23 protein-coding genes are annotated in these 21763 nt (G+C 69.8%); 9 read left to right on the top strand and 14 right to left on the bottom strand.

The window, feature by feature from the left end; all coding sequences use genetic code 11:
• On the top strand, positions 1–364 hold a 364-nt coding region (locus BL253_RS45970; RefSeq protein ID WP_206745143.1), incomplete at its 5' end, for a transposase.
• Positions 365–577: 213 nt separating this feature from the next.
• On the opposite strand, the gene BL253_RS35840 is transcribed toward BL253_RS45970, so the two are convergent.
• Genes BL253_RS35840 through BL253_RS35850 form a run of 3 tightly spaced genes read right to left on the bottom strand, consistent with a single transcriptional unit; the run spans position 578 to position 3359 of the window.
• Positions 578–1336 carry a YoaK family protein gene (locus BL253_RS35840; protein ID WP_076822270.1) on the bottom strand — a complete coding sequence of 253 codons (759 nt, stop codon included), beginning with the start codon at positions 1334–1336 and terminating at the stop codon, positions 578–580.
• On the bottom strand, positions 1333–2877 hold the full coding sequence (locus BL253_RS35845) for an AtzH-like domain-containing protein (protein WP_076822272.1): 1545 nt from the start codon (positions 2875–2877) through the stop codon (positions 1333–1335). Before BL253_RS35845 ends, BL253_RS35840 begins: the two co-directional genes overlap by 4 nt.
• The gene (locus tag BL253_RS35850) at positions 2874–3359 is read right to left on the bottom strand and encodes an ureidoglycolate lyase (protein WP_241835441.1); all 486 of its coding nucleotides are present in this window, start codon (positions 3357–3359) and stop codon (positions 2874–2876) included. The genes BL253_RS35845 and BL253_RS35850 overlap by 4 nt, the downstream gene beginning before the upstream one ends.
• Positions 3360–3553: 194 nt before the next feature.
• Here BL253_RS35850 and BL253_RS35855 point away from each other — a divergent pair, with 194 nt between their 5' ends.
• The 3 genes from BL253_RS35855 to BL253_RS35865 are packed head-to-tail and all read left to right on the top strand — an operon-like array spanning position 3554 to position 7798.
• Positions 3554–5605 (top strand): helix-turn-helix domain-containing protein, encoded by a 2052-nt coding sequence (locus BL253_RS35855; protein ID WP_076822275.1) that lies wholly within the window; start codon positions 3554–3556, stop codon positions 5603–5605.
• Between the two features lie 51 nt (positions 5606–5656).
• Positions 5657–6733 (top strand): acetamidase/formamidase family protein, encoded by a 1077-nt coding sequence (locus BL253_RS35860; protein WP_076822277.1) that lies wholly within the window; start codon positions 5657–5659, stop codon positions 6731–6733.
• A gap of 15 nt (positions 6734–6748) precedes the next feature.
• Positions 6749–7798, top strand: coding sequence for a sugar phosphate isomerase/epimerase family protein (locus tag BL253_RS35865; protein ID WP_241835442.1), 1050 nt, complete (start codon positions 6749–6751; stop codon positions 7796–7798).
• A 15-nt stretch (positions 7799–7813) separates the two neighbouring features.
• Here BL253_RS35865 and BL253_RS35870 read toward each other — a convergent pair whose 3' ends face one another.
• From BL253_RS35870 to BL253_RS35900, 7 genes are read right to left on the bottom strand one after another with little or no spacing between them, the layout of a single operon-like run.
• Positions 7814–8560: a maleate cis-trans isomerase family protein gene (locus BL253_RS35870; RefSeq protein ID WP_076822278.1), complete on the bottom strand. Its 747-nt coding sequence runs from the start codon at positions 8558–8560 to the stop codon at positions 7814–7816.
• Positions 8553–9848 carry an amidase gene (locus BL253_RS35875; RefSeq protein WP_076822280.1) on the bottom strand — a complete coding sequence of 432 codons (1296 nt, stop codon included), beginning with the start codon at positions 9846–9848 and terminating at the stop codon, positions 8553–8555. The genes BL253_RS35870 and BL253_RS35875 overlap by 8 nt, the downstream gene beginning before the upstream one ends.
• Positions 9845–10315 (bottom strand): RidA family protein, encoded by a 471-nt coding sequence (locus BL253_RS35880; RefSeq protein WP_076822282.1) that lies wholly within the window; start codon positions 10313–10315, stop codon positions 9845–9847. The genes BL253_RS35875 and BL253_RS35880 overlap by 4 nt, the downstream gene beginning before the upstream one ends.
• The gene (locus BL253_RS35885) at positions 10312–11367 is read right to left on the bottom strand and encodes a sugar phosphate isomerase/epimerase family protein (protein ID WP_158230489.1); all 1056 of its coding nucleotides are present in this window, start codon (positions 11365–11367) and stop codon (positions 10312–10314) included. Before BL253_RS35885 ends, BL253_RS35880 begins: the two co-directional genes overlap by 4 nt.
• Before the next feature lie 2 nt (positions 11368–11369).
• Complete coding sequence (locus BL253_RS35890; RefSeq protein WP_081439033.1) at positions 11370–12248, bottom strand: ABC transporter permease; 879 nt, start codon at positions 12246–12248, stop codon at positions 11370–11372.
• Positions 12245–13342: an ABC transporter substrate-binding protein gene (locus BL253_RS35895; protein ID WP_081439034.1), complete on the bottom strand. Its 1098-nt coding sequence runs from the start codon at positions 13340–13342 to the stop codon at positions 12245–12247. The genes BL253_RS35890 and BL253_RS35895 overlap by 4 nt, the downstream gene beginning before the upstream one ends.
• Positions 13343–14116 carry an ABC transporter ATP-binding protein gene (locus BL253_RS35900; protein ID WP_076822301.1) on the bottom strand — a complete coding sequence of 258 codons (774 nt, stop codon included), beginning with the start codon at positions 14114–14116 and terminating at the stop codon, positions 13343–13345.
• A gap of 1067 nt (positions 14117–15183) precedes the next feature.
• Here BL253_RS35900 and BL253_RS35905 point away from each other — a divergent pair.
• From BL253_RS35905 to BL253_RS35915, 5 genes are all read left to right on the top strand, one after another.
• Positions 15184–16143, top strand: coding sequence for a universal stress protein (locus BL253_RS35905; RefSeq protein WP_076822286.1), 960 nt, complete (start codon positions 15184–15186; stop codon positions 16141–16143).
• Positions 16144–16549: 406 nt separating this feature from the next.
• Positions 16550–16801, top strand: coding sequence for a helicase associated domain-containing protein (locus BL253_RS35910; protein WP_241835443.1), 252 nt, complete (start codon positions 16550–16552; stop codon positions 16799–16801).
• A 29-nt stretch (positions 16802–16830) separates the two neighbouring features.
• The gene (locus BL253_RS42615; RefSeq protein ID WP_158230490.1) at positions 16831–16968 is read left to right on the top strand and encodes a hypothetical protein; all 138 of its coding nucleotides are present in this window, start codon (positions 16831–16833) and stop codon (positions 16966–16968) included.
• Positions 16969–16993: 25 nt separating this feature from the next.
• Positions 16994–17131, top strand: coding sequence for a hypothetical protein (locus tag BL253_RS42620; RefSeq protein WP_158230491.1), 138 nt, complete (start codon positions 16994–16996; stop codon positions 17129–17131).
• A gap of 631 nt (positions 17132–17762) precedes the next feature.
• Positions 17763–18740, top strand: coding sequence for a universal stress protein (locus tag BL253_RS35915; protein ID WP_076822288.1), 978 nt, complete (start codon positions 17763–17765; stop codon positions 18738–18740).
• A gap of 281 nt (positions 18741–19021) precedes the next feature.
• On the opposite strand, the gene BL253_RS45675 is transcribed toward BL253_RS35915, so the two are convergent.
• The 4 genes from BL253_RS45675 to BL253_RS45985 all read right to left on the bottom strand — a co-directional run bounded on the left by BL253_RS45675 (position 19022) and on the right by BL253_RS45985 (position 21683).
• The gene (locus BL253_RS45675) at positions 19022–19216 is read right to left on the bottom strand and encodes a DUF2188 domain-containing protein (RefSeq protein WP_076822289.1); all 195 of its coding nucleotides are present in this window, start codon (positions 19214–19216) and stop codon (positions 19022–19024) included.
• Positions 19217–19336: 120 nt separating this feature from the next.
• A complete protein-coding gene (locus BL253_RS45975) occupies positions 19337–20497 on the bottom strand; it encodes a PEP-utilizing enzyme (protein ID WP_338013773.1) in 1161 nt (386 codons plus the stop codon).
• Complete coding sequence (locus tag BL253_RS45980; RefSeq protein ID WP_338013774.1) at positions 20389–20952, bottom strand: PEP/pyruvate-binding domain-containing protein; 564 nt, start codon at positions 20950–20952, stop codon at positions 20389–20391. The genes BL253_RS45975 and BL253_RS45980 overlap by 109 nt, the downstream gene beginning before the upstream one ends.
• Positions 20953–21080: 128 nt before the next feature.
• Positions 21081–21683, bottom strand: coding sequence for a PEP/pyruvate-binding domain-containing protein (locus BL253_RS45985; RefSeq protein WP_241835448.1), 603 nt, complete (start codon positions 21681–21683; stop codon positions 21081–21083).
• Between the last annotated feature and the right edge of the window lie 80 nt (positions 21684–21763).

The following is a 21763-nucleotide window of genomic DNA, read 5'->3' on the forward strand; positions in this document are numbered from 1 at the left end:
GCCCAGCCACCAGGATCAAGCAACGATCACAGCGCGTCCCCGCAACACAAACCCCAAGGTCAGCGGCCTACCCCTGCACACCCCTGAATGGACACTCGCCGAGGTGGCGAAGAACCTCGGGATCAACGAGACGAGCCTGGGGTACTGGGTGAAGAAGGCGAAGGGCACGGGTAGAAGCGAGGAGAAGCCGCTGACGCTCTCCGAGCGGGCCGAGCTCGAGGAGCTACGGAAGGAGAACATACGGCTGCAGATGGAATCCATCTCCACGCGTTCGCCAACCTCAGGCAGCCCCACGCCGGCGTCTTCGACTACATCGAGACGTACTACAACCGCTGACGGCTACATTCCACCATCGGGTACCTGACACCCGTCGAGTACGAAGAGAAATCTGACAGGAAGGTCGCATTGGTGGCATAGATTGAATAGCTGTGGTTTGCGGCGCCCACACCTTTCGTCGCCGCCAGGACCGGCGCCAGCATGAGGTCGCCATTCACGTCGAATGCGAGGAATTGCGGCTACGGCCCTGCCATGTGAACGGCGTGCCTCGGCGCAGCCCTGACCCACCGGACTCCGCTGATCAGTCGGCGGCCAACCCTGGCGCCTTCTTTTTGTCGGCMTTCGCGGGGTGTCTGGGTCCGCCGGCAGTCCTGGGGCCGGCGCTCGCTCGGGGCGCGAGGAGGAGCACGGCGCTCAGCGACACGACCTGGACGAGCGGCACGACGGCGCTGGCATGGCGTGCCAGGAGAGAGCCCGCGATCGCGCCGCCGATCAGGCCGGCCAGCAGCTTCAGACTGCGGTTCGAGCCGGCGATGCGTCCGGTCTGGGCGAGCTCGACCACCGTCGTCGTGAGTGTCCCGGTGAAATACGTGGTGGACAGGGCGCGGATGCCGAAGCGCTGGATCGCCGCGCTCTGCACCCCCAACGCGGCCGCCGTCAGCGAGAGCACGCAGGTCGCGGCGTCGCCGGGAAGCTCGCCGTGCCGGACAGTCCAGATCGTTGCCGAGACGGTGAAGAGCGCGAGCTCGAGGACCAGCGCCCGGCTCACCTCACGTGGCCATGGAGGGTCGCCCTCGGAGGTCTGGCCGGCGATGCGCGCTCCGAGACCGCAGCCGGCGACGAAGGCGAGTACCGCCGTCAGGGTTCGGATGGTCAGCGTGGCGTCACCCGTGCCGACGGACACGCCGAGGAGCACCATGTTGCCGGTCATCACGCTGGAGAAGGCGCCGCCCAGGTGCAGGAACCCAACCGCGTCGGTGACGCCGCTGATCAGGGCCAGGACGATGACCAGGCGATCCCGTAGGACGACTCCGTCGACGGAGCTTGTCCTGAGCGTCACGGTGACACCACGTCGATCAGGTCGAGGTCGGTCCCGGGGGCGCCGACAAGGCTGAGCCCGACCGGGTGTGAACCTCGGTCCAGTAGCGGCGCGCTCACGGCCGGGAGCCCCGCGAGGGAGCTGATGATGGTGAGCCGCAGCGTCGCCGCGCGAACTGCCTCCATGTCCGCGGGGTCGAGCCCGACGAGGGGTGCGGGCCCGCTGGTGGTGGGGAGCAGGAGCGCCGTGCCGGGTGGGATCGCGGACCGCACCGTCTGGCGCGCTTTGGCGATCACCTCACTCGCCGTGGATCGCGCGGCCGGGGTCAGCGCGCGGGCCGCGTCGAAACGCGCCTGGACGGCTGGGCCGAGCGTTCCTGGGTGAGCTTCGATCCAGTCGCCGTGTAGCTGCCAGGCCTCGGCACCCTGCACCGTTCGGAACGCGGCGAACCACTCGTCCAGGTCTCCGCCCGTCAGAGTGGGCTCGGACTCGACTGGTAGGCCGCGGCGCCCGCCGAGGGCGCGGGTCGCGGCGTCGAAGGACATCCGGACTGGCTCGTCGGCGAGCCGTTCGAGCTCGTCGACGACCAGGAGCCGGGTGATCGGCGCGAGCCCGGTCAGCCCGAGCGCGACAGCGGCCTGTCGCAGCGTTGCCGCGTCCCTCGTGAGCAGGCCGACCGTGTCGAAGGACGGCGCCAGTCCGATCATGCCTTCGCGGGACACCAGGTCGTGCGTGGTGCGTAGACCGTACAGGCCGCAGTACGACGCGGGTGCCCGGATCGAGCCCGCCGTGTCCGTGCCGAGGCCGATGTCCGCCGCGCAGGCGGCCACCGCCGCGGCGGAACCGCTGGTCGATCCACCGGGGACCCGTCCGGGTACTCGCGGATTCGGTGGCGTGCCGTAGTGCGCGTTCTCGCCGGCCAGCCCGGAGGCCAGCTCGTCGGTCTGGGTGATCCCGACGACCGACGCTCCCGCGTCGAGGAGCCGAGCGACCGCGGCGGCGTGCGTCGTCTCGGGTGACGCCTCGCTCAGCCAGGTCGGGTTGCCTGCCCCGACAGGCTGTCCCGCCACGGCGTAGAGGTCCTTCACGGCGACACGAAGCCCGGCGAGCAGGCGGTCTCGCGTACCCGGGACGAGTGGCGCCCCGACCGCCCGCCAGACCGACGTGTCGCGGGCGCGGATCGTCGTGACCGACGGGTCGAGCCCCGGCGAGACCTGGGCGATGAGGATTCGCCAGCCGTCCGCACCTTGCCGCCAGATCTGGAGCTGGGTCGAACGTGCCCCGGTGATCGAGCGTGTCTCCGCGATGAGCGTCGCCGTGTCCTCGCTGATCCAGCGGAGGTGGAGCCTCTCGACGACCCGGGACGGGACCGGCGGCCGATTCCGACGAAACTCGGCGATGTCCCCGTTGCCCGCCAGCAGCGATTTCGGGTCGGCGCGGATCGCGTCCGCCGAGTCGGCGAACCAGCCGGCCAGTGCCGCGGCGTCGTTGGCCACGAGTGCGCGTTCATAGGCCCAGAAACTGGCGAGTAGGCGCTGTTCGGCCTGGGAGTCACCGGTCATGACTCGAGGTCCCGGGCGAACCAGCACTCCACGCCGAAGCGGGCGTCCAGCTCGCTCGTGTCGTGGTCGACCACGTTGGTGTCGGTGAGCTCCAGGTTGAAGAAGGCCATGGTTGGCCCGTCGTGGAACGGTCCGGCATGCCAGGTCCCGCGGTGCAAAAGTACCGCCACATCCCCGGGGACCTCGAAGGCGACGATGTCGTGAAGGGCGGGCGCCTCGTCGGCCGGTCCGTCACCGCGGGCCACCGCCATCCTCCACACGCCGCCACCCACCGCGGCCAGCACCTGGGTCACCTGGTGGTGGCGGGTAATGCGGGTGAAGGTGGTTCGGYCGTGTGCCAGCGCCATGACGTAGAAGCGTGGTGTCCCGCGTGACAGGTCGAGCGCGGCGTCCACGACCGTGGTCCTCGTGCCGTCCGGCTGCGCGGTGAGCAGCTGTCCGTAGGGCGCGAAGGCCTCCTCGCTGATCGRCTTCGTCGCCACGGCGTGCCTAGTCAGAGTCACCCGTTCATGGTCGGCCGCCGGGGCCGTCGCCCACCACGTCCCCTCGGGCCAATGACGGCCCAACCGCGTGTCCCCGGCGGACAAGGGTGGCGAACGTCGATCGCCAGGCTTCTGAGAAACACCAGCGAAACGACCTGGTCCTAGTGTCGTCCCGGCCAAGGAGGTGCTTTGCGGTGTCTGACCTGCGCGATGTCTTCGAGGCCGAGCTCGTGGCCGAGAACATCGCTCGTCTGCCCGCGGGCCAGGCGCTCCAGGTGTGCATCCACGCGGTCACCAAGGTCATGCGATCCGACGTCGCCTCCCTCTACGGCTTCGACGCCGACCGTGACGAACTCACGCTGATCGCCACTCGGGGCCTCGCGCACTCCGGCGTCGGGTTCGTCGCCTTGCGGTTGGGCGAGGGCGTCACCGGACGCGCCGCGCAGACCGRCCAGGCACACGCTGTGCGTGACGTCGCCGACGACCCCTACTTCAAGGTCATCCCGGGCTTCGACCAGAGCGGCTTCCGGTCGATCCTCGCCGTCCCCGTCGTGCTCGGCCCGGCGCTGCTCGGTGCGCTGAACGTCCAGAGCGTCGAGGCGCACAGCTATACGGACGACGAGATCAGCGCGCTGGATGGAATCGCGGCTCTGATCGCGCCGTTGCTGGCGCGCTGGCACAGCGACGGGGACGTGGCCCGTCAGCTGCGCGGGCCGAAGCTGCTCTCCTATGTGGACGGCATGGCGGCCGCGTCGCTGGGGCCGGCCGAACTCTGCGAGCGCCTGGTGGCCGATCTGGCGACGGTCCTGCCGCAGCTGGACTGCGGTGTCTCCCTGCTCGGCGCCGACGGTTGGATCGGCGCGGYGATCGAACCCGGTCCGGGCGTGATGACCGTCCCGCTGCGGGGTGAACAACGCGAGTGCGGCGTGCTGGCGTTGCGGCATCGCGCCGCGGGCGTGCCGCCGTGGGACAACCCGCCGGCCTGGGAGTACGTGCGCAGTATCGCCGAGCAGTTCGCGATCGCGCTCGAGCATGCCATGGACGTGCGTGATCGGCAGGCCGGGTTCGCGGACTCGGAGATCTACGACAGCCTGGTCGCCTTCGTCCTGGACGATCGCGGGCTCGACGAGCTGATCGCCGAGGTCAGCCGCCGTGCCGGCGCTCCTGTCCGCGTCATCGACGCGTTCGGCACCGTTCTGGCCGGCCTGGAGCTTGACGACACCCCGTTCTCGCGGCGCCGCGAGGTGGCCATCCGGGCTGGGGACCAGCAGCTCGGCCTGCTCGTCGCCGACGGCGACGCCCCATCCGCACTGTTCGAGACGGCTGCCCAGGTCGTCGCGTTGGAGTTCACCAAGTGGCGGGTCGGGTTCGAGGTCGAGACACGGCTGCGCGGCGATCTGCTGGAGTTGCTCCTGCACGGCACCGGCGCCAATCGGCGCGAGGTGATCCCGCGGGCCAGCCTCGCCGGGCTCGATCTTCGCCGGGCCTATACGCCGATCATGTTCACGATCGCGTCTGGCCCAGAGGCGCACTCGGGGGACGGCCTCGATCCCGTCGCGTTGCGTGGCATGGCCGAGCTCGTCCAGCGCCGGCTTGGCGCCCCGCCGCGCTCGCTGGTGTTCCCACGCAACGACGGGCTGCTCGTTCTGCTCGACGCGCGGCCCACCCCCGATTCCAGGGGCAGAGCCGCGTCGGGGGTCAGCGAGTGGGTTGAAGCCATCCGCGCGGATCTTGTCCGGTTGCGGCGTGGCACGCGGGTCGGCGTCGGCACCGGCACGCCGACCATCTGGCCGGAGAACTTCCGCCGCGTCGTGCACACCACCGTCCGCGCCGCGCAGTTCGCCCTGCGCACGAATCGCACGGACGGCGTCAGCAGCAGCACCCTCGGGGCCTACGCGCTCCTCATCGCCCTCGACGAGGAGGCCCTGCGCGAGTATGTCCGTGCGCAGCTCGGCATCCTGCTGGATCAGGACGCGAAGTCCGGCGGTGACCTGGTCGCGACCCTGGAGGCGTATCACGTCGCCGGTGACCGGCTGAAGCCCGCGGCCGAAGCGCTGTTCATCCACGTCAACACGATGAAGTATCGGATCGCGCGCATCGAGACGCTCACGGACGGCGCACTGTCCTCACCGTCGCGTCGCCACGATCTCTACCTGGCTCTGCGCGCGCTGCGCGTCCTCGACTCGGAGCGCACGTCCATGCTCGCTGACTCGCCGATGCTCTCGGACAAGCCGACCCACGGCTGATTGTTCGCCGGAGACGATGGCGAACGGCGTGTCGCTCGACAGACTGGATTCATGATCGAGCCGTTCCAGCTTCTCCAGCGCCTCGACGGCTGCGCCCCCGCGAGCTACCTCGCCGCCGACCCGCGCAACGTGCTCTGGGGGCGGCTGCCAACGGGCTCGGATCGCGCCGTCCACAAGGTCGCTCCGGGATCCGAGGTCCTGATCGACACGATCAGTCATGAGGGTGTTCTGGAGGATCAGGGCCGGGACCCGGCGGCCTTCTTCGCCAGCTTCGGGGTCCCCGCCGACGAGGTGCTCACCGACGCCATCGCCGTCGCGGCCGAGAGTCCGCACACCGTCGGGCGGGACGGGCCACATGTGATCACCGGCCCGATCGCGGTGCTCGGCGCGCGGCCGGGTGACCTGCTGGCCGTGACCGTCCTTGAGCTGACCCCGCGCACGGCTTACGGCGTGATCTCCAATCGGCACGGCAAGGGGGCGCTGCCCGGCGAGATGCCCGCCGAGGCCGGACCGGTCTTCACGTTCTGCCGCGCCGGCCATGGCCCGCAGGGGCCGACCGGCCTGATCGACACGGCTGAGGGCCCGATCACCTTCCCGCTCCGGTTCTTCCTCGGGATCATGGGGGTGGCGCGGGCCGACGAGAGGCACCACAGCTCGGTCCCGCCCGGCCGCCACGGCGGAAACCTCGACGTCTCGATGGTCACGGCGGGAGCGACGTTGTACCTGCCCGTCCAGGTGCCGGACGCCCTGGCCTACGTCGGTGATCCGCACTTCGCGCAGGGCGACGGCGAGGTGGCGCTGACCGCGTTCGAGGCGCCGCTGCGCGCGCGCCTGCGTTTCGACCTGATCACCCAAGGGGAACGGGCGTACTCCGATCGCCCGTACGCCGAGACGGACGAGTACCTGATCCCGATCGGGCTGGACGAGGACCTGAACGCGGCGATGCGTGACTGCGTTCGGGGAGCCCTGGAGCTGCTCGAACGCCGGTACCGCCTGGAGCGAAGCGTCGCCTACGCCTACCTGAGCGCGGCGACCGACTTCGCCGTCAGCCAGGTGGTCGATGTCGTCCAGGGCGTGCACGCCAGGATCCGCAAGGCGGACCTCTCCGCGCTCCCCCGCGGCGACTGATCGGAGGGATGCGGAGTGCGGATAGGGCGCGACGTCAAGCTGCGTTCGCCGCTGCGTGATCAACTCGACGCGAGCGGCCCCTCCGGTGCCGACGCGCCCGGCGTGCTGACCGCGGTGGCCGAGGCGGGCCTGCACGGAGTCCTCTTCCGCACGCTGTACGAGCTGTCGCCCACCCTGGACGGAGCGTTGCTGGCCGACCTCGCCGCCCAGGCCAGCGGCCTCGCTCTGTACCTGGAGGTCGGCGTCGGCAAGGTCAACCCCTATATGACGGCCGAGCTACCGGAGATCCGCGCTCTGGGAGACGGCAGCTACCTGGCCGGAATGGAGCGCATGATCGGTGCCGCCGCGGCGATCGGCTGCACCGAGCTCTGGACGGCGACCGCGTTCCAGAAACCCCAGTATCCGGGAGTCCTCGCGCTCGACCGCTTCCGCACCGACGTCGAATGGTCCGAACAGCTGCGGGCGATCGGGCAGTTCCTGGGTGCGCTCGCGCCCGCGCTGCGCGACCACGGCTGCCACCTCAACCTGGAGACCCACGAGGAGATCACGTCCGCCGAGCTGCTACGGCTCATCGAGCAGGTCGGGCCAGACGTGCTGGGTGTCACCTTCGACCMGGCGAACCTGCTGGCGGGCGGCGAGCATCCGCTGGCGGCGGCCCGGCGCCTGGCGCCGTACGTGCGCCAGACCCATCTGCGCGACGTCGCGCTCTTCCGTGCGGGAGCCGACCTGGTGCGCTACCTGGCGCCGTGTGGCCAGGGCGTGTTGGACTGGGCCGCCCTGACAGGTGTACTGACCGAGGCCAACCCGCGGCTCAACATCTCCATTGAGGGCGCGGGCAGCCATCGCGGGCGGCTGCCCATTCCGATCTCCGATGTGCGCTGGCGCGCCGGGCATCCGGATCTCGACGCCGACGAGCTCGCCGAGGTGTGCGCGCTCGTCGAGTGCTACGCCGCGCGCGAGGACGTCCCAGGCGCCGAGGTGTTCGCCGCCGGCGTCCATGACGTGCTCGGCGACATCGACCAGTTCGTCCTGACGAGCGCCGCGCACCTGCGCGCGGCGCTCTGACGGGACCTCGCCGGGTCACGCCACGTTGAGCGGCGGCCCGTGGCCGTCGATCACGTCGTCCAGGCCGGCGATCCGCAGCGCACGCCAGTAGAGAGCGGTGTTGATCGCCAGTACGGGAACGCCGAGGCGGGACGCGTGGCCGTCCACGAGGTCACTGACGGGCAGGTTGGTACCAACCTGCAGGATCAGCTGCGCCCCACGTTCCGCCAGCTCGTCGACCTTCGCCGCGAACCGTTCCTCCTCGACGGCCGCGATCAGCGAGCTGCGGGTGGGGCGCAGCGACTCCACCGCCAGCACGTCATGACCGGCGTCGGTGAGGAAATCCCGCACCCGTTCGTCCGCCACGGGCTGGTAGGGCGTGACGACCCCGATCCGGGGGCGTCCCGGGTATCGCGCCAACGCGGCGAGCACCGCCTCCGAGCCGAGGACCACGGGCACGCCGGCGAGGACCTCGAGCCGGGAGCGCATCTGGGCCATGCCGTGCAGGCCGGACCAGAAGGTCGGGATCGAGATCCCGAAGACGACGACCCGCGGTTTCGCTCCCATGACCCGTCGCAGCGATCCCTCCAGATCGGCACCGAGACTCTCGATGACCGCCTCCTGATCGGCGTCCGAGGTCAGTGGGGTGTCCGGCATCTCGATCCGCGCGACGTGGTTGGTCACCCCGGGCGGCCGCATCGAGGAGAGCTCGGGTTCGACCACGGTGTTGAAGGACGGAACGACGACGCCGACACGCAGCCGGTACCCGAGGCGGTCAGCCATCCTGGACTCCGTTCGCGGCTGCCGGCATGGGCGCGCGGACTGGCATGGGCGCGCGGACTGGCATGGGCGCTCGGGCCGGCAGACGATCAACATGGTCGGCGAGCTCGGTGGCGAGGGCGAGTGCCACGGCGTCCATACCCGGCCGGGACGCGATCATGGTGGTGAGTGGCAGACCGTCAGCGCTGAGCACGCCCGGAACGACGACGAGTGGCCCGTGCAGCACCGTCCACGGAACGAGGTAGTGCGCCGGCCCAGTCGTCGCCCGGGATGGCGCCACCCCGGGAACGGGCAGCGTCAGCACGGCGTCGACACCGGCGAGGCCGGACCAGTGGGCCGCGCGGAGATCCTCGATCTCGGCGAGCGCGCCACGGTACGCGCCCGCCGGGACCGCGCGTCCGTCGCGGAGCAGGTCGGCGATCCGCGGACCGAGCACGCCCGAACCAAGCGTGTGACCGTGCGCCGTGTACGCCTCGAAGGCCATCACCAGTCGGTGCAGCTCGCGCAGGCGCTCGTAGTAGACGAAGGGTTCCAGCGGCACGACGGTCGAGCCCAGGGCCTCGGCAATCTTGGCCGCCGAACGCCAGTGTTCGAGCGCCTCCGGTTGYGCGTCCGGGAACGATCGCTCGGCGGGCAGGCCGATCACCCACGGCCGCGGCTCGGCCCGGCCGACACCGCTGACCGCCTCGAAGGCGCGTGCCGTGTCGGTGACCGTCCGGGCCAGCAGCCCCAGGGTGTCGAAGGACGTCGCGAGCGGAACGACGCCGTCCATCGGGAGCAGCCGGTACGTCGGCTTGATGGTGCTGATGCCGCAGTAGGCGGCGGGACGGCACAGCGAGCCGGCCGTCTGCGTCCCGACCGCCAGCCGCAGCGCCCCGACACCGACCGCGGCGGCCGAGCCGCTGCTCGATCCRCCAGGGGTGCGATCGTCCCGCCAGGGGTTGCGCGTCGCGGCCGGGTCCATCATCGCGAACTCGGTGGTGACCGTCTTGCCGACGATCACGGCGTCGGACACGCGTAGCCGGCGGACGATGTCGGCGTCGGCGGCCGCCGGGCCGGCGTCGCGGCGGGTCGCGGAGCCGGCGCGGGTAGGCAGCGCACGCACGTCGACGATGTCCTTGATTCCAACCGTCCATCCGGCGAGCGGGCCGCGGGTGACCCGGGCATCGATCACGTCCGCCGAGGCACGCGCGCCGGCMGGGTCGATCGAGACCATCGCGTGCAGGGTCGGCTCGACCGCGACGAGGCGGTCGAGGCTCGCACGGACGGCGACCCGCGCGGTCGGTGTCATGGGCGCAGCACGAAGATCGCGTCGACTTCGACGGCGGCGTTCTTCGGCAGAGCGGCCACGCCGAGGGCCGTCCGGGCGTGCCGCCCGGCGTCGCCGAAGACCTCGACGAAGAGGTCGGACGCCCCGTTGATCACGGCGGGGACCTGGTCGAAGCCATCCTCGGCGTTCACGAACCCGCGTACCTGCAGGCAGCGCTCGACGCGACCGAGGTCTCCCGCGCACGCCCGCGCCAGCGCGGCCAGGAGGTTCAGGCCGCAGACCCTGGCCGCGGCCTGGCCCTCCTCGATCGAGACATCGCGGGGAACCCGTCCGGATGCCGTCGGCACGCCCGCGACCTCGTTCGTCTGCCCCGCGAGGTAGACGGTCAGGCCGTGCGCGGCGAAGAGCTCGAAGCTGCCGGTCGGGGTCGGCGGGCTGGGCAGCACGATCCCGAGCTCGGCAAGACGGGCGGAGGCTGGCGAGGTCATGCGGCGTGCTCCTGACGCAGTGATCGGGCGAGGAAGTGCCGTCCGGCGGTAAGGAAGTCCGTCTGGTCCCCGGCGCCGTCCAGCTCGGCGAGATCCGGGCGTTCCCCGGACTCGGCGCGCTCGCGGTAGGACTCGGCCAGCGCCGTCAGCGCGGCGACCTCGCCCGCGTCGAGGTCCGGGTGGCCTTCGATCCACGCGGGATCGGCGACGTCCACCGGCTTCTTCGAGCGCAGGCCGCCAGCTTCCAGCCCCTCGATCGTCACCATCGAAAGGGGCGCGTCCGCGAGTGGCGTCCAGACCGACGGCCAGTCGATAACGCCCTCGCCGAAAGGGACGACGAAGCGAAGGTAGCCGGTCGGGGTAGGCCACAGCGCGATGTCACGCAGGTGCGACATCCGGGTGTACGGGGCGCAGCGTCGCGCCGCGGCGGACGGGAGCTCGCCGCGGACGGCGACGTTCGCGACGTCGAACGTGATCCCGATCGCGTCCGGACCCACGGCCTCGACGAGGCGGACGACCTCCACAGAGGTGATCTCCTCGTGGGTCTCGACGTTGAGGTGACAACCGGCGTCCAGCAAGGCCGGGCGCAGGAGCAGCAGCAGCCCTTCGATCGCCCGCAGTTGGTCACCCCACGGGGCATCGGTCCGGAACCGGTCGTACTGGAAGCGCCCCGGATACTGCCGCTTCCAGCCCGCGGTGGCTGTCCAGAGCTCAGTGATCCCGATGGCGGACGCGGCCTTGATCATCAACTGGAGGCCCCGGACGTAGTCACCGCCACCGAGCTCACGGATCTCCGGCAGCTCGGCGGTCATGTACGGGTTCACCTTGGCGATGCCCGCCTCGAGCCGCAGCCCGAGCTCGTCCGCGTGGGCACGCACGTCCGCGAGCACGGCCGGATCGAGGCTCGGGTCGAGGTCGAGGATCGAGCGGAACAGCACGCCGCCGAAGCCAAGCTCGACCACCCGCTCCAGCACCGCGTGCGGCGACGATTCGCCGGACGCGAGCGCGACAGGCGGCAGCTTGCTGCTGTCGACCCCAAGCACCACGGACACGATCACGCCTCGGGGGATCGGCCACGACGCCATGGCAGGACCAGGCGTTCGAGCAGGCCGACCAGGCCGAACGCGCACAYGGCGAGGATAGACGCGATGATCGCCGCTCCCCAGAGCTGAGGGACCTGGAACTGCGAGCCGAAGATCGTGACCAGGTAGCCGAGGCCGCGATCCGAGCCGATCCACTCGGCGGTGAGGGCACCGAGGAAACATCCGCCCGCGCCGATCTTCAGCGCGACGAACAGGAATGGCAGCGAGGCCGGCAGCCTGACCTTGACAAGGACGCGCCACCAGCTCGCGTTGTAGGAGCGCATCAGTTGCGCGATCTCCGGATCGACGGCCCGCAGCCCGCGCTGCATGTTCACCAGCGTGGGAAAAAAGACGAGGAATCCCGCGACGAGGATCTTCGACTCCATCCCCGGGCCAAGCCAGATCGACAGCAGCGGCGCCAGCGCCACCACCGGGATCGCCTGCGCGGCGAGCGTCAGCGGATACACGCTGCGCTCGACGAATCGAGAGTGCACGAAGGCGACCGCGAGGACGATCGCGGCGACGCTGCCCGCGGCGAAGGCCGCCATCGCCTCCTCCGTGGTGCGCAGCGCGTGCCGCCAGTAGAGGCCAGGCTGGTCGAGCACCGCCCGCACGATCGTGGAGGGCGCGGGCAGCACGAAGGATTTGATCAGGCCGGTGGTCGTGGCCGCCTGCCACGCGCCGATCACCGCGGCGATGACGACGACCGGTCCGACGATGTCGAGCGCACGACCCCAGGTATGCCGAGCCGCGCCAGCGGCGGCGAGGTCGTGCAGCCCGTCGCCGGTGTGCGGGCCGTCGCCACCCGACGGGGTGGCGACGACCTGCATCGGGGCTTCGCTCGTCGTCATGAGATGGACTTCGACACCAACGTCGTGTCGAGCATCGGGGCGGTGTCGACAAGCGAACTCGTGGAGCCGGCAGCCAGGACCCGCTTCGCCGAGTTCGCCCACAGCTCGGGCTCCAGCGCGAGGAGGCCGTTGGTCTTGTTGTAGTCGGTGAGCAGGAAAGGCACCATCGCCTTCGCCTGGTAGAGCTCCTGGTCCTTGTTCAGGCCATCCACCAGGTGACTGTCGAGAACCCAGTTGGCGGCCTTCACCGGGTCATCGACGAATCCGGCCCACTCCTGCTGTGTGGCCTGGATCCAGGGCTTCAGTACGTCGTTCTTGTGCTTGTCGTAGTAGGCCTGGGTGGTGAAGTAGATGTTGTCCTGATTGGCCAGACCGTAGTCCGAGTCGAGGAATATCCGGTTGTCGACGCCGGCGGCCTTGATGATCTGGGGCTCGTTCAACGCGAGGCCGGCGTAGACACACGCGACCTTGCCGGAGATTATCGTAGCCGAGTCGTCGTTCGCGACGTTGACGACGCTCACCGAACCCGGGGCGATGTTGTTCGTCTTGAGCAGCACCGAGAAGTTCTGCGCCGCGATCGCCTTGACCGCGATCTTCTTGCCGGCTATGTCGGAGAGCTTGGTCACGCCGGAGTCGGTGCGGCAGATCAGACCCAGCGCCGAGTGCCCGAACTCCGCGCCGAGCACCTTGAGCTTCAGGCCCTTGCTCTCGGCGATGACGAGCGAGTCCTGYTGGCTGACTCCGATGTCAGCCTTACCAGCCCCCACAACCTGGATCGGGTCCACACCGATGCCGCCGGGCTTGTACGACACCTTGAGACCGGCCTTTGCGTAGCTGCCGTCCGCGATGCCCTTCGGGATCGCATAGTTCTGGCTGTTCGGAATGAAGCCGAGCTGCACCGTCACCGGAGTGAGTGAGGCGGCGCCGGCCGACGTCGTGGCCGATGAGCCACCCGACGGCGAGGACGAGCACGCGGCCAGTGCGGCGGCTGYGACCACGCAGCAGCCCACGATCTGGAGGCGACGAATACGACGCATAACGGATGTTCTCCCTGAACTGGCGGGACGGTCGTGGAAAGCCGGGTTGGCGATCATTCACTCGGCGCCGAGGAACTCGGCCGGTCGGCGCGGGGGCGCGACGGTCGGTTGCAGCGCGTGCCGAAGCGTCGCCTCGTGGGCAAGAAAGCGTGGATCTTCTCGAATCTCCGCGGTGCGGTGATGTCCGAAGTCGATGTCGACGGTGTGGGTGATGCGGCCGGGTCGTGGACTCATGACGAAGACCCGGTCGGAGAGCAGCACCGCTTCGGTGATGGAGTGAGTCACCAGGAGGAGAGTGGTGCCATCTTCCTCCAGGATCCGTAGCAGCTCGAAGTTAAGCCGCAGACGAGTGATCTCGTCCAGCGCGCCGAACGGCTCGTCCATCAAGAGGTACTTGGGTCGTTGCACGATGGCCCGGGCAATCGCGGCGCGCTGCCGCATCCCTCCCGAGAGCTCATGGGGATAGCAGTTCTCGAAGCCGCGCAACCCGACGAGTTCGATCGCGTGGTGTACACGTTCGAGACGCTCCCGACGAGACAGCGGAGTCATCTCCAGGCCCAGCGCGACATTGCCGACGAGCTTGCGCCAGTCAAGCATCACTGAGGACTGTCCGACGAGCGCGAAAACTTTGTTCAGCCTCGCGTCGCGGGGGCTTCGTCCGTCTATCGAGGCCCGTCCGGTCGCCCCGCCCACGATATCGGCGATGACGCGCAGCAACGTGGATTTTCCACATCCGGAAGGTCCGATCAGGYAGGCCCGCTGGCCTTCGTCGAAATGGAACGAGCAGCGATCAAGAGCCACTGTCTCGGATCGCCTCGACCGGTAGACCATCGATATCTCGGAGACCGTGATGCCGCCTCGGACCGGCGCCTCGAGCAATGAGTCTGTCAACGGCTCTCCGTTCCTAGACGGTTTGATCGTCCTGCCGAGCGGGGTCAGCGTTCCTACGCCTTTACGTCGTGCGCATCAGGCTCGGGGATGTGCCGCCGCGTCGGCGGCGAGTGGTTGGCTGCCACCGCCATGAGCTTGACAATCAGAGGTACGGAACGCCTCATCTACCGCGGACACATCTGCGCTGGCGTGTTGTCCCCAAGCGACAGCCTGTCGACGGCGTCACATGGCCGGCGGCCGGCGGCGGGCGGCGGGCCTCCGTAGGCGCCCACGAGATCCAGACCGGTGACGGCTGTGAGAGCGCCGGCTGTTGGCAAGTAAGGCTGCCGCCGGCGTTGGCCCCGGAGGCCGTCGCGGTCGAGGCCCGCAAGGTCGGGCAGGCTGACAGCGGCGCGGCTCAGACGTCGGCGGCGGACGCGCCTACCGAGATCGTCTCGCTGGCCGCCAGGCGGCTGTCCCGGCCGTCTGGCCGATCGGGCGGTGGAGGGGCATGCAGTCGACAGGCGCTGGGGCAGGGGAGAAGCTTTGACCTGGCGTACCCGGTGCCGAGCACCTCTCGATGGCCTCGCTATGAGGGCTCCCTGCGCGACTGGTTCTGTCGTGGCCCGCCCGGTCTGTCGCGATGATGGTCGCGTTGCCACGCATGGCGTGCCCCCCTGGGCCGACGCCTGTCTGTCCATCTCCGTTCTCGGCCGGAAGCCTGAGGAATGAGCGGGCCGACTCGTCACGTGAGACAGGGACCAATGGGGTAGGCGAACTGCCCGATGGTCGGGYGACACGCCCGAGAACTGTTTCACCCTGCCGTCCGGCCCATGGAGGCCGGCCCAATGCACTGTGGTTGAACCGCCGGACGGCGCGATCTCATCGGAGCCTTCCGGTGGAACAGTCAAGGAGGTCGATCACTGGCCAGTCCGACTTCCGTACCGATCTCCCAGGTCGGCGCCGGTAGCGGGTGGGCCGAAAGGGCGGGCACGGCGACGTGCCGCACCAGAGGTGGAGCGTGAGGCATGAGCGGCTCGGTACGCATTCTTGTCGGAGTCGACGGTTCTGCCGGCTCGGAGGCCGCGCTGCGGTGGGCGCTTCGGGAGGCGGCGCGCTGGTCCGCCGCGACGGACGGCACGGGCCGAGGGGCGGCCCCGATGGTGACCGCGCTGCTGGCCTGGACCGCGGACGGGCTGCCGCACGGCGTGCTGCGTGCCGCGACCCAGGCCAATCCTGACGGGCTGGTCAGGGCGGCCACCGAGATGCTGGAGCGTTCGATCGGGCGGGTGGGCGAGCCGTCCGGTCCGGTCACCCTGCAGCGTGCCGTCGTCCGGGAAGACCCGGTCACGGCTCTCACAGCGGCGGCCGCGAACGCCGACATGGTGGTCGTCGGCGAGCGCGGCCATGGGCCGCTGCACCGTTTGACCCCTGGCTCCATCAGTCAGGGGATCGTTCACCACGCGCCGGTGCCCGTCGTCGTTGTCCGTCCGGCCACGGACGGCGAGACGCCCGAGACGGATGACCGACGGCCGGTCGTCGTCGGCGTCGACGGGTCGGACCTGTCGTTGGCGGCGCTGCGGTGGGCCGCGCACGCCGCGGCTGTCCGCGGGGTGCCGTTGCGGGTGGTCCACGCCTGGGGCGGCTACGACCCGATGTATTCCGAGGTGCTCGTCGGCGCGCAGGGCCTGCTGGTCCGGCAGGCAGAGGACGTCCTCGACCAAGCCGTCAAGCTGGGCCTGGACGCCGCGCCACGCCTTATCGTCGAGTCGGTGGTCTCGCCCGACTCGGCGATGCGCGCCCTGCTACGCGAGGGCCGCGAGGCCCAGCTCCTCGTCGTCGGCAGCCGGGGCCACGGCGGCTTCACCCGGCTGCTGCTCGGCTCCGTCAGCCACCAGTGCGTGCTGCACGCCGATTGCGATGTCGCGGTCGTGCGCTCCGGTGAGCTCCCGGTCCGGGCGGAGGAGCCAGCCGTCACGCTCGCCTAGACAGCAGAGACCGGCGGCCAGCCATCCGTTTCGGAGACGGTGCTCAGCCGACGGCCATTCCCCAGGGCAGGCACGAGGCCGCGGCGGGGACAGGACGATGGTGCTGTACCCAGTGCTGGGCGTTCTGTGCGCGTGCCAGCGCCAGCAGCGCCCGATCTCTTCACCGGGAGGTAGGCGGTCGATGACTGGTCGCGCCCCCAGGACCTTTGTCCTGTCGCGGCAGTCACCTGGGTGGCCGCCTCGTCCGCGGGTGCGGCAACGGAGAACGTCCCGCAAGATGCGCCTCGACGCCCCAAGGGTCCATACCGCGAATGGAGAGTCTGTGGAGATTCCGATGGCTGGTCCGTCCTCACGTCCGGTCGCTGGCCGTGAGGCGCGCATGCGGGCGTCGCGGCTGGAGCGTTCGGTGGGGCATCTGTCGGCTGCCGATGCGGAGGCTGAGGCCGCTGAGTTCGAGCGCGGCGTGCGGGCGATCAGGGCTTATGCGGCTGGTCACGGCGACACCGACCTGCCACACGGCTACGTCGACGAGTCCGGATTCCCGCTTGCCGTGTGGGTCGCCGTCCAGCGTGAGGCGCATCTCGAACAGCGACTCGGCGATGCTCGGCGCTCGGCGCTTGACCGCGTTCCGGGGTGGCGCTGGGCGCCAGAGGACTGAGACCACGGCGATGTCGAGTAGCGGCGGGCGTGACCGCGGCGCGGCAGATCAGCGGCGCGGAACTTGAGATCGACGGCGCGCACCTGAACCGGTTGATCACCCACTGGGATGCGGCGAGGCATCTAACCGCAGCGCAGATCTATCTGCGCGACAACCCTGGTCTCTGACCACCGCCTGCGCAGCCGCGACCACGTGAACCTGATCGTGGCGGACAAGCAGCGCCACCAGCGATACCTGTCGGCGGCCCAGGCCGCGGAACACTGCGCCCAAGGCGAGTATTTCGAGGACCTGCCCGAGATCCAGGACTGGACGCGGCCGGCAGGGCAATGACCGGCCAGTCTCGATGGGTGTTATGGAGAGGACGACCGGTACTCGATTCCCGGTTCGACCGCGCAGATGCGCGGCTTGTGTGCCGATGAGGGCTGCTTTTAGGCGGACAGCTACGGCGGTGGTGATCGGGCTGACGGCGAGGCTCTAGAGCGGTCATCGGAGGTGTTGCCGGGGAGGCCGACCGCCGTGTGACGTGGGAAATGGCGGAGTCCGCGCGCGGCAGAGGACGTCCAGCTGCCCGGTGCCGGGGTTTGCACGCTGGCGGAGGGCTGCCGCCCGTCGGCCCGGTCGCGACGTCCCGCGGCACGGCCGGCGGGCAGCACGACGACGGTGATCTCTATAGCGCCGAGTGAACATCCATCTTCAGCCCTATCCACTAATCCGCGGAAGCCGCCGCGCGGCGGGTGCGGATCTCCACAGCCCGGCCATCCGGCCCCCGCAGGCCGGCTCAACGCACTGTCACCGACCCGCCGGATGGTGCGGTCTCACCGGCGCCCTCCGGTGGAACAGTCAGGGAGGTCGATCACCGGTCAGCTCGGTTTCCGTGCCGATCTGCCAGATCGGCGCCGGGTAGCGGGTGGGCCGACGTAGCGGGCACGGCGACGTGCCAAACGGACGTGGAGGGTGAGGCATGAGCGGCTCGGTACGCATTCTTGTCGGAGTCGACGGTTCTGCCGGCTCGGAGGCCGCGCTGAGGTGGGCGTTTCGGGAGGCGGCGCTGTGGTCGGCGGCGACGGACGATGCCGGTCGGGGTGCCGCCCCGACGGTGACCGCGCTGTTGGCCTGGACCGCGGACGGGCTGCCAACGAGCGTGCTGCACGCCATCGCCGAGAGCGATCACGATGGGATGACTGGGGCGGCCACCGAGATGCTGGAGCGCACGATCAGGCGGGTCGGCGAGCGACCGGCGTCGGTCACGCTGCACCGTACTGTCGTCTTGGATGACCCTGTCGCGGCTCTGATGACGGCTGCTGCGGATGTCGACATGGTCGTCGTCGGGGAACGCGGCCATGGGCCGATCCACCGGCTGACCGCCGGCTCCGTCAGCCAGGGGATCGTCCACCACGCGTCAGTGCCGGTCGTGGTCGTTCGCCCGCCCAAGGACGACGAAACGCCCCGGACCTACGACCGCCGGCCGGTCGTCGTCGRAGTCGACGGGTCGGACCCGTCGTTGACCGCGCTGCGCTGGGCCGCGCACGCCGCGGCCGTCCGCAAGGTGCCGCTGAGGGTGGTCCACGCCTGGGGCGGCTACGACCCGACGTATGCCGAGGTGCTCGTCGGGGCGCAGGGACAGCTGCTCCGACAGGCGGAAGACGTCCTCGCGCAGGCCGTCAAACTCGGCCTGGACGACGGGCCCGGCCCGACCGCCGAGTCGGTCGTCTCGCCCGACTCGGCGACACGTGCCCTGCTGCGTGAGGCCCGCGAGGCGCAGCTGCTCGTCGTCGGCAGCCGAGGGCATGGCGGGTTCGCCCGGCTGCTGCTCGGCTCGGTCAGCCACCAGTGCGTGCTGCACGCGGACAGCGATGTGGCCGTCGTGCGCTCCGACCAGTTGCCCGTCTCGGCCGGCGAACCGATCGTGGCGACTGGCATCGCGGTCCCATCAACCTAGAAGCCCGAGGCCCCCCGGACGTCATCCTGTTAGGGGTCTGCCAGCTGATCGCGATCGACCGGCGCCAGCGTAAGGCCGATGAGATGGCCCTGACCTTCCTGCCGGTCATGGACTCGCCGCCACGCCACAGCATTCCGGCTCGCCTGTCCTACCCAAACGCGCTCACGGCCGGCGCCAGAGCCGAGCGGCCGTGCGGAGGCGACGCGCTCGGAAGAGCGATCGACCGAACGTGGACCCGATCTGTCATTCATGTGCCGTCCCGGACAGTCCAAGAGCGGCTGCTAGGGGGCGCCGAGGTTTTCGATGCTGCCGTCGAGGTGGTGGATGAAGAGTTCTGCTGGCGCAGCCGCCGTGGCGAGGTCGCGAAGGTGTTCCAGGGCTTGACTCAGCTCGGCGTGAGTGTCGAAGACTCGCCGACCGTGACGGCACGCCCACTGGCCATCGGTGAGTTCAATTGCCCGGAAAAACCAGCCCATGGGGGAAGTCTGGGCGTCCCGAACAGCTATCCCTAGAGAATCATGGGCAAAGACAAGCGGGCCCGACGTCAGCCCTCGCCAAGGCCGATCGGCATGGCCACGGGAGCCGATCGGCCTAGCTTACGGGGATGGTGCCCTGTCGACGGGCGAAAGCCCGGCCGCGGCCGATGCGAGGACTGAAACGTCCGCGCTCCGTACTCTGCCTGCTCGATAATGAGTCAGCCGAGGCCGTGGCACTGAGGACAGCCGTCCACGTTTCCGGATCGTCGTGCGTCGTTCAGGGGCGGCTGGGCGCGAGCAGCGCGGCCCGACCGGCCTCCAGGCGCGCGATGGGCACGCGGAAGGGGGAGCAGGAGCGTAGTCGAGGCCGAGTCGGTCGAAGAAATGTACGGAGTCCGGGTCGCCACCGTGCTCGCCGCAGACTCCCAGCTTGAGCCCGGCGCGGGTGGAGCGGCCCTTCTGGGCGCCGATGCGTACCAGCTCGCCGACGCCATCGGGGTCGATGGTCTCGAAAGGGCTCACGGCCACGATGGCTTTCTCCAAGTATGTGGAAAGAAATGCAGCCTCCACGTCGTCGCGCGAGAAGCCCCACGTGGTCTGGGTCAGGTCGTTCGTCCCGAAGGAGAAAAATTCGGCGGCCTCGGCGATCTGGTCGGCCGTCGAGGCTGCCCGCGGCAGCTCGTCGGCATCCGGCGCGGYGGCGTCCAGGTCGCCGTCGAAATACCGCACTACCAGGGACGCTACGACCGGAACCTCGCCGCGGTAGACGTCGCCGCTCGTGCCGTCGATCGAGATGACCTCACCTTCGTGGATCACCAGGTCGCCGATGTGGATCTGYCGTGCCTTGAGGTCCACGTCGATCGTTTCGGCGCCACAGGCACAGGTCTTGCCCATACCGCGTGCGACCACCGCGGCGTGCGACGTCTTGCCGCCGCGGGACGTCAGGATGCCGGCCGCCGCCAGTATCCCGGGTAGGTCCGTCGGATCCGTCTCACGGCGGACCAGGATCACCGACTGGCCGCCGCGAGACCGCTCGACCGCCGTCGCCGAGTCGAACACGACCGCGCCGACCGCCGCTCCCGGTGAGGCGTTCACACCGCGTGCGATCTTCTGCTCCGCCGCGGACCCGCCGTCGAACCGAGGGAACATCAGCTGCGTCAACTGCGCCCCGGTCACCCGCCGCAACGCCTCGTCCATGTCGATGAGCCCCTCGTCGACCAGCTGCGTCGCGATCCGGAACGCCGCCGCCGCCGTCCGCTTGCCGACCCGGGTCTGCAGCATCCACAGCTTGCCGCGCCCGATGGTGAACTCGATATCGCACAGATCGCGGTAGTGTCCCTCGAGGTCTCGATGATCGAGATCAGCTCGTCATRTGACGTCTTATCGATCCGTGCGAGCTCGGGCAGGGAGAGCGTGTTCCGGATGCCGGCCACCACGTCCTCGCCCTGCGCGTGCTGCAGATAGTCGCCGTACACGCCCGGCGCGCCGGACGCCGGATCACGGGTGAACGCCACGCCGGTGCCCGAGTCCGTGGCCAGGTTGCCGAAGACCATGGAGCAGATGTTCACCGCCGTGCCCAGGTCTGCCGGGATCCGCTCCCGGCGGCGGTAGATCACAGCGCGCTCGGTGTTCCAGGAGCGGAAGACCGCGCGGATCGCCAGGTCGAGCTGTTCCCGCGGGTCCTGCGGAAACAGCAGGCCCGTGTGGTTGACGACGATCTCCTTGTACGTCTCCACCAGCCGTCACAGGTCCTCGACGGTCAGACCGACGTCGCTCTCCGTTCCACGCCCGCGCTTGGACGCCTCCAGGGCGTCCGCGAACTGCTCGCTGCTGACACCCAGCACCGTCTGGCCGAACATCTGGATCAACCGGCGGTACGAGTCGAACGCGAACCGCCGTCGTCGGCCTGCCCCGCCAGTCCCGATACCGACTGGTCGTTGAGGCCGACGTTCAGGATGGTCTCCATCATCCCTGGCATCGAGAACTTCGCACCCGAGCGCACCGAGACCAGGAGCGGGTTGTCCGGCTGCCCCAGCCGGCGGCCCATCCGAGCCTCGAGCGCCCGTAGGTGCGCAGACACCTCATCGGCCAGCGCGACGGGCTCCTCGCCGGCTGTCAGATACGCCTTGCAGGCCTCGGTCGTGATCGTGAAGCCGGGAGGGACGGGCAGATCCAGCCTCGTCATCTCGGCGAGGTTCGCGCCCTTCCCGCCGAGAAGGTCCTTGAGGTCCTTGAGGTCTTTGTCGCCTTCGTCGAAGTCGTAAACATACTTCGGACCTCCTCGGCCAGCGTCGCGCTCGTCGTCGCGCCGCGGCCGAGATCCTGGCGATGGCGCTGCTGACCCCACAACCACACTGGGACAGGTCGCGGCGCTGGCCGCACCGACGTTGCCGGGGCTGGTGGGCCGCTGGTGCGCAGAAATGCCGCGCACCAGCCGATCTCCGCGGCCGGGAGTGCTGTCCAGCATCACGTGACCAATCACCGCCTTGCCCGGGGCCGCCCCGGCTCCGGGGCGGTCTCGGCTGGCACCTCGGCCGCCATGTTCAC

Source organism: Pseudofrankia asymbiotica, assembly GCF_001983105.1.
GTDB classification, from domain to species: Bacteria; Actinomycetota; Actinomycetes; order Frankiales; family Frankiaceae; genus Pseudofrankia; species Pseudofrankia asymbiotica.

Coding starts and splice junctions, on each gene's coding strand:
- BL253_RS45985 (WP_241835448.1), bottom strand. CDS start 21,683: ATGCTGGACAGCACTCCCGGCCGCGGAGATCGGCTGGTGCGCGGCATT.
- BL253_RS45675 (WP_076822289.1), bottom strand. CDS start 19,216: ATGGGCTGGTTTTTCCGGGCAATTGAACTCACCGATGGCCAGTGGGCG.
- BL253_RS35845 (WP_076822272.1), bottom strand. CDS start 2,877: ATGACCGGTGACTCCCAGGCCGAACAGCGCCTACTCGCCAGTTTCTGG.
- BL253_RS35905 (WP_076822286.1), top strand. CDS start 15,184: ATGAGCGGCTCGGTACGCATTCTTGTCGGAGTCGACGGTTCTGCCGGC.
- BL253_RS35880 (WP_076822282.1), bottom strand. CDS start 10,315: ATGACCTCGCCAGCCTCCGCCCGTCTTGCCGAGCTCGGGATCGTGCTG.
- BL253_RS35860 (WP_076822277.1), top strand. CDS start 5,657: ATGATCGAGCCGTTCCAGCTTCTCCAGCGCCTCGACGGCTGCGCCCCC.
- BL253_RS35870 (WP_076822278.1), bottom strand. CDS start 8,560: ATGGCTGACCGCCTCGGGTACCGGCTGCGTGTCGGCGTCGTCGTTCCG.